The sequence below is a fragment of the Virgisporangium aliadipatigenens genome (genome assembly GCF_016863615.1).
GTDB lineage: Bacteria > Actinomycetota > Actinomycetes > Mycobacteriales > Micromonosporaceae > Virgisporangium > Virgisporangium aliadipatigenens.
The window spans coordinates 123615-130458 of record NZ_BOPF01000005.1; the positions used below are offsets into that span (position 1 = coordinate 123615).

At 73.0% G+C, this 6844-nt stretch carries 6 protein-coding genes; 3 read left to right on the forward strand and 3 right to left on the reverse strand.

Features of this window, described 5'->3' with window-relative positions; genetic code table 11:
• Positions 1 to 2: 2 nt before the first annotated feature.
• On the reverse strand, positions 3 to 959 hold the full coding sequence (locus Val02_RS09310; protein ID WP_203898535.1) for a helix-turn-helix transcriptional regulator: 957 nt from the start codon (positions 957 to 959) through the stop codon (positions 3 to 5).
• Positions 960 to 1021: 62 nt separating this feature from the next.
• Here Val02_RS09310 and Val02_RS09315 point away from each other — a divergent pair, with 62 nt between their 5' ends.
• From Val02_RS09315 to Val02_RS09325, 3 genes are all read left to right on the forward strand, one after another.
• Positions 1022 to 1984 carry an ABC transporter ATP-binding protein gene (locus tag Val02_RS09315; protein WP_203898536.1) on the forward strand — a complete coding sequence of 321 codons (963 nt, stop codon included), beginning with the start codon at positions 1022 to 1024 and terminating at the stop codon, positions 1982 to 1984.
• Complete coding sequence (locus Val02_RS09320; protein ID WP_203898537.1) at positions 1981 to 2748, forward strand: ABC transporter permease; 768 nt, start codon at positions 1981 to 1983, stop codon at positions 2746 to 2748. Before Val02_RS09315 ends, Val02_RS09320 begins: the two co-directional genes overlap by 4 nt.
• A gap of 167 nt (positions 2749 to 2915) precedes the next feature.
• Complete coding sequence (locus Val02_RS09325; protein WP_506022040.1) at positions 2916 to 5264, forward strand: HelD family protein; 2349 nt, start codon at positions 2916 to 2918, stop codon at positions 5262 to 5264.
• Between the two features lie 3 nt (positions 5265 to 5267).
• Here the strand turns inward: Val02_RS09325 and Val02_RS09330 are convergent, their stop codons facing one another.
• Positions 5268 to 5759, reverse strand: a complete 492-nt coding sequence (locus Val02_RS09330; RefSeq protein ID WP_203898538.1) for a hypothetical protein — start codon at positions 5757 to 5759, stop codon at positions 5268 to 5270.
• Positions 5760 to 5793: 34 nt separating this feature from the next.
• Positions 5794 to 6813, reverse strand: a complete 1020-nt coding sequence (locus Val02_RS09335) for a FecCD family ABC transporter permease (RefSeq protein WP_203898553.1) — start codon at positions 6811 to 6813, stop codon at positions 5794 to 5796.
• Between the last annotated feature and the right edge of the window lie 31 nt (positions 6814 to 6844).

A 6844-nucleotide genomic window follows, 5' to 3' on the forward strand; every position in this document is an offset into this window, starting at 1 on the left:
GGTCAGGCCGCGGACAAGCGGCGGGCCAGCGTCGTGGCCGCTGCGCGCAGCTCCGGCGGGCCGACGATCTCCAGGTCCACGTCGAACATCCCCAGCCACGACGCCAACCCGGCCCACGACCAGGACCCGGCCACCAGGCGGCACCGGTCCGGCCCGAGCGCCACCACCTCCGCCTGGTTCCCCACGTACGGCGCGATCCGCGACGCCGACACGTGCAGGATCGCCTCCCCGCGGCACGGCCAGGTCTGCTGCCCGAACCGTTCCGCGACAAACGTGGAGACGTCGGCGGCGGGCAGCTCGCGGGGTGTGAAGCGGGGCCCGTTCGGGGTGCGCGGCACCATGCGGTCCACCCGGAACGTGCGCCAGTCCGCCCGTTCCAGGTCGAACGCGATGAGGTACCAGCGCCCGCCGCGCAGCACGAGGTGGTGCGGCTCGACCCGGCGCGGCGGTCCGTCCACTGTGGACTCACCCGACGCGGGTGTGTAGTCGAAGCGCAGCACCTCGCAGGCGCGCACGGCGGTGCCGATGGCGACGAGGTGTTCGGTGTCGACCTTCGGCGGTTCCCAGGTGCCGCGCGCGACGGTGGTGACCCGCAGCGCGTCGACCCGTTGGCGCAGCCGGGCCGGCATCACCTGCCGAACGGTGGCCAGCGCCCGCAGGGCCGCCTCGCCCACGCCGGAGACGCTGGTGGTGGCGGTCTGCAGGGCCACGGCGACGGCGACCGCCTGGTCCTCGTCGAACAGCAGCGGCGGCAGTTCGGAGCCGGCGTCGAGCCGATATCCGCCGTCGGGGCCACGCGTGGAACTCACCGGGTAGCCGAGGTCGCGGAGCCGGTCGACATCGCGGCGAACGGTGCGGGGGCTGACCTCCAGGCGACGGGCGAGCGTCTCACCGGGCCAGTCCCGGCGGGCCTGCAGGAGGGACAGGAGCCGGAGCAGTCGGGCCGAGGTTTCGAGCATGGTCCGAGATTGCCACGTGATGTGGTCAGAAGCTGGCCGCAATCGGGGCCAGGATCGGAAGCATGATTCACACCAGGGCTCTCACCAAGGACTTCACCGTCGGCCGCGGCGAGGCTGTGCACGCCGTTCGCGGGGTGAGCATCGACATCGAGCCGGGCGAGCTGGTGGCCGTCCTCGGCCCGAACGGCGCCGGCAAGACGACCCTCATGCGCATGCTCACCACGCTCATATCCCCGACGTCGGGCGAGGCGACGGTGGCCGGACACGACATCGCCACGCACCCCGCGCGGGTGCGCCGCCGGATCGGCTACGTGGGGCAGGGCAACGGCGCCGGCCATACGCAGCGCGTTCACGACGAGCTGTACACCCAGGGCGAGATCTACGGCCTGGACCGGCGGGCGGCCCGGACCCGCGCGGACGAGCTGATCGAGGCTCTCGACCTCGGCGCCCTGCGCGAGCGCAAGGTCTCGGACCTCTCCGGCGGCCAGCGCCGCCGCCTCGACGTGGCGCTCGGGCTGGTGCACGCGCCGCCACTGCTCTTCCTCGACGAGCCGTCGACCGGCCTCGACCCGCAGAACCGCGCCAACCTCTGGGAGCACATCCTGCGCCTGCGCGAGCGGCACGGCATGACGGTGGTGCTGACCACGCACTATCTCGACGAGGCCGACACGATGGCCGAACGGGTGGTGATCGTCGACCACGGCCGGGTGATCGCGGACGACACCGCGGAGGCGTTGAAGACCAAGCTCGCCGGCGACCGCCTCACCGTCGGTTCTCCGGATGTCCGGACCCTCTCCCGGCTCGCGGAGGCGCTCCCCGGCGCCCGCGATCTCGCTTCCTCGGGGGAACGCCTTGAGCTTCGCGTCTCCGACGCCCCGACGGCCGCGGCGGAGCTGCTGTTCGCGGCGCGCGACGCCGGTGTGCCCGTGACGGCGGTGCAGTCGCACCGGCCCACGCTCGACGACGTGTTCCTGACGCTGACCGGCCGCAGCCTGCGCGAGGAGTCCTCGGAGGTGTCGAAATGAGCACGCTCGTCCGTGACACCCGCATCGTCATGGCCCGCGAACTGCGGCCGGTGCGGCGCGACCCGTTCTCCGTCATCTTCGGGATGGTGCAGCCGCTGGTGTTCCTGGGGCTGTTCGGGCCGCTGCTGGTGGGCTCGCTCGGCGGACAGGCCGGGGTGCTGGGCGGCTCGGTGTGGCAGTGGTTCGTGCCGGCGATCCTGGTGATGACGGCCCTGTTCGGCACCTCCGCGACGGGTGCCAACCTGCTGTTCGAGTTCCAGACCGGCGCGCACGAACGGATGCTCGTGACGCCGCTGTCCCGGCCGGCGCTGCTGATCGGCCGGGCCCTCAAGGAGATGGTGCCGCTCGCCGGCCAGGCGGTGATCATCGTGCTGGTCATGACGCCGTTCGGCTTCCGGCCGCACCCGGGCGGCGCGCTGATCGGGCTGGCGCTGCTGGCGGTGTTCGGGATCGGCCTCGGCTCGCTCAGCTACGCGCTCGCCATCGCGGTGCGCAAGCAGGACTGGATGTTCTGGGCGGTGCAGCAGACGCTCATCTTCCCGCTGATGCTGCTGTCCGGCATGCTGCTGCCGCTGGAAACCGGGCCGTCGTGGATGCGGGTGGCGGCGCGCTTCGACCCGCTCGCGTACGTGGTCGACGCCGAGCGTGCGCTGTTCGCCGGCGAGTGGAGCGCGGACGTCGCGTGGGGCTGGGTCGCCGCGCTGACGACGGCCGCGGTCGGGCTCGCGGTGGGCATCCGCGCGATGGTGCGCAGCGCGGAGTAGCCGGCCAGGCGGTCCTCTGTGGACGGTCCTTCGCCGCCCGGGCAATGCCCATGGGGGCAGCGGGAGCGAGGGGGTATGGTTGCGGGCGGCGGTGAGGTCTCAGGGCAGCAAAAATAGCGCCCGGCCGAGCCGTCGCGCCGATCAGTCTACGGACCAGGGAGACAGGTTTGTCAAGCCCCTCCAGCACACCGTCCGGGGATGTCGTTCCGGACCCGGAGATCGCCCGCGAGCAGGAGTACGTGTCGATGCTGCACGGGCGGCTGGACGAACTGCGGGAGCAGGCCCGCCGCCGGCTCGCGTCCGTTCTGCGGCACACCGGCGGGACCCCGCAGGAGCGGTCGCAGCGCGACAGCAACATCGCCATGTACACCGACCAGGTGGCGCACTACGGCGCCGTCGACAACGGCCTGTGCTTCGGCCGCCTCGACCTCGACTCGGGGGAGGCGCGCTACATCGGGCGCATCGGCATCTTCGACGACGAGGGCGACTACGAGCCGCTGCTGCTGGACTGGCGCGCGCCGGCGTCGCGGCCGTTCTACCTCGCGACCGCGGCGGCACCGGAGGGCGTGCGGCGCCGACGGCACATCCGCACCCGTGGGCGGCAGGTCGTGGCGCTCGACGACGAGGTGCTCGACCTGAGCGAGGCCGGTGCGCACGGGCCGCACACCCGGGTCGACGGGATCACCGGCGAGTCGGCCCTGTTCGCGGCGCTCGGTGCCAGCCGCACCGGCCGGATGCGCGACATCGTCGAGACCATCCAGGCCGAGCAGGACCGGATCATCCGCGCCGACCCGCGCGGCGTGCTCGTGGTGCAGGGCGGTCCCGGTACCGGCAAGACCGCCGTGGCGCTGCACCGCGCGGCGTACCTGCTGTACACCTACCGGCAGGAGCTGTCCGCGCGGGCGGTGCTGATCGTGGGGCCCAACGAGACGTTCCTGCGCTACATCTCCCAGGTGCTCCCGTCGCTGGCGGAGACCGGGGTGCTGCTGCGCACGCTCGGCGAACTGTTCCCCGGGATCAGCGCGCGCCGGGTGGAGTCGGACGACGCCGCCGCCCTCAAGGGGCGCGCCGCGATGACCGGGGTGCTGGAGAAGGCGATCCGGGACCGGCAGCGGGTCCCCGACGACGCCCTGGAGGTGTCGTTCGACAACGAGCCGCTGCGGATCACCCGCGAGATCGCCGAGGACGCCCGGCACCACGCCCGCCGCTCCGAACGCCCGCACAACCACGCCCGCTCGCTCTTCGAGATCGAGGTGGTGCACGCGCTCTCGCTGGAGCTGGCCGAACGCATCGGCACCGACCCGTACGCCGACGACCCGCTCGGCGAGGACGACGCCCCGGGCGACCCGCAGATCATGGAGGAGGCGGACCTCGCCGAGATCCGCCGCGAACTGCGCGCCGACCCGGCCGTGCAGACCGCGCTGGACTGGATGTGGCCGGTGCTGACCCCGCAGCGGCTGCTCGGCGACCTGTTCACCTCGGCCGAACGGATCGCCGCCGCCACGCCGGAGCTGACCGACGCCGAGCGGGCGCTGCTGCTGCGCGGGCCGGACGACGGCTGGACCCCGGCCGACGTTCCGCTCCTCGACGAGGCGGCCGAACTGCTGGGCGAGGACGACCGCGACGTGGACCTGCTGGCCGAGTACCGGCGCCGGCAGCAGGCCGCCTACGCCGAGGGTGCGCTGGAGATCCTGCACGGCTCCCGGCCGATCGACCTCGAGGACGAGATCGACCCGGAGATCCTGACCGCCGCGGACCTGTTGACGGCCGGCATCCTCGGCGAACGCCAGGACGAGCGGGAGTACCGCACCGCCGCCGAACGGGCCGCGCTCGACCGGAAGTGGGCGTTCGGGCACGTGATCGTGGACGAGGCGCAGGAACTGTCCGCGATGGCGTGGCGGGTGCTGATGCGCCGGTGCCCGAGCCGTTCGATGACGATCGTCGGCGACGTGGCGCAGACCGGCGATCCCGCCGGAACGTCCTCCTGGGACCGGGTGCTCTCGCCGTACGTGGCGCAGCGCTGGCGGCACGTCGAGTTGACCGTCAACTACCGCACGCCCGCCGAGATCATGGCGCTCGCCGGCCAGGTGCTGGCGGAGGTCGATCCGGCGATGCGCCCGCCGCGTTCGGTGCGCGAGACGGGCGTTCCGCCGGAGGTGCGCGCGCTGGACCCGGCGGCCCTGGTCGACGAGGTGATCGCGGCGGTGCGCCGGGAGGCCGCCGGGCCGGAGGGGCGCATCGGCGTGCTCGTGCCCACCGCCGACCTGGCGACGTTGGGCCCGCTGGTGCCGGGTGCCGCCGTCGGGGCGGCGGCCGACCTGGACAGCCGCATCGTCGTGCTGACCGTGCGGCAGGCCAAGGGGTTGGAGTTCGACTCCGTGGTGGTGGTCGACCCGGCCGCGATCGTCGCCGAGTCCCCGCGCGGCGCCAGCGACCTGTACGTCGCGCTGACCCGCCCCACCCAGCGGCTGACCGTGCTCTGCCCGGGGGAGGTCCCCAAGCTGCTGGTTCCGTGAGGGCTATCCGCAGTGCGTCGCGGCGCCGGCGGTCGCCAGGTGCGGCCCGAGAGCGTCGTAGCGCATGTCGGCTTCGGCGTGGATGCACCGCCCCCGCCCGTAGACCGACACCGGCCCGGCCAGGTACGACCAGTTGCCGTACTTGGAGACGTCGGCGCTCGGCGGGTCGGCGACGAGCGTCCTGGTGCGGCACTGGTTGCTCGGGCTCGTCTCGACGCACGCGATGATGTAGACCTGCGTCGGGTAGGCCTTGCCGTAGGTGACGCCGCGGTGCAGCGCCACGGCGCAGTTCATGCCGGTGCTGCTGTTGTAGTAGACCTGCAGCTCGAAGATCGCCTGCGCGTTGCGGGTGGCGGTCTGCTTCTCGATGAGCGAGCCGGTGCAGCCGCTCGCCGCGTGGGCGTCGGTCGCGCGCACCACCCCGTATACCCCGATCGCCGCTATCACGGCTGTGACCAGCAGATATACGCGTAGGCGCTTGATCGTTAACATCATGGCGGCGGAGGTTACCGGCTCCCGGCGCCAAGATCTATAGGCGGCCGGCGCGGCGTTGCCAGATCAGGAGCCAGACCAGGTACGCGCCGCCGGAGATCGACGTAACGACCCCCAAGGGCAGCTGCGTGTCGTCGAACGTGTGCTGGGCCGCGTAGTCGGCGGAGATCGTCAGCAGCGCGCCCATGCACATCGACGGGCCGAGGTTGGGGCCGGCCGCACGGGTGAGCCGGCGCGCGATGTGCGGCGCGGCCAGCGCCACGAACGGCACGGGCCCGGCCGCGGCCGTCGCCACCGCCACGAAGCACACGCCGACGGCGAGCAGCCCGATGCGGGCCCGGTTCGCGGAGACGCCGAGGCCGATGGCGGCGTCGTCGCCGAGTTCGAGCATGCGCAGCGGCCGGCCGAGGATCAGCGCCAGCGGCACGAGCACCGCCACGGTCACCCAGATGCCGGTCACGTGCGTCCACTCGCGGCCGGCCAGGCTGCCGACCTGCCACGCGACGACCCGCTGCGCGTCGCTGAGCTGGGCGCGGGCCAGCAGGTAGGCGTTCGCGGCGGCGAGGATGGCGGTCATGCCGACGCCCACGAGGACGAGCCTGTAGCCGGAGATGCCCTCCCGCCAGGCCAGCGCGTACAGCAGAACGGCCGTCAGCAGGCCGCCGAGCAGCGCCCCGACCGAGGTCTGCGCGGCGGTGCCGTTCAGCAGGAGGATCACCACGATCCCGCCGGCGGCCGAACCCTGCGTGAAGCCGATCATGTCGGGGCTGCCGAGCGGGTTGCGGGTCAGGCTCTGGAAGACCGCGCCGGCGGCACCGAGCGCGACGCCGACGCCGACACCGGTCAGCAGGCGGGGCAGCCGCAGCGACTCGATGACGAACTCGGCCGCCGGCTTGCCCTGCCCGAACAGCGTGCGCACGACCTCGTCGAGCGGCAGCGGATAGTCGCCGCTGTCGAGCGCGAACAGGCCGACGACGACGGTGAGCGCGACGATGATCCCGCCGACGAGCAGGGTGCGCCGGTTGTAGCGGACCGACACGCCGCCGGCCCGCAGCACCGGCCGCTTCGGTAACGGGGGAGCTTCGAGA

Excerpts from the sequence above, each read along its gene's own strand:
- Val02_RS09315 (WP_203898536.1), top strand. The coding sequence starts at position 1,022 with ATGATTCACACCAGGGCTCTCACCAAGGACTTCACCGTCGGCCGCGGC.
- Val02_RS09330 (WP_203898538.1), bottom strand. The coding sequence starts at position 5,759 with ATGATGTTAACGATCAAGCGCCTACGCGTATATCTGCTGGTCACAGCC.
- Val02_RS09320 (WP_203898537.1), top strand. The coding sequence starts at position 1,981 with ATGAGCACGCTCGTCCGTGACACCCGCATCGTCATGGCCCGCGAACTG.
- Val02_RS09310 (WP_203898535.1), bottom strand. The coding sequence starts at position 959 with ATGCTCGAAACCTCGGCCCGACTGCTCCGGCTCCTGTCCCTCCTGCAG.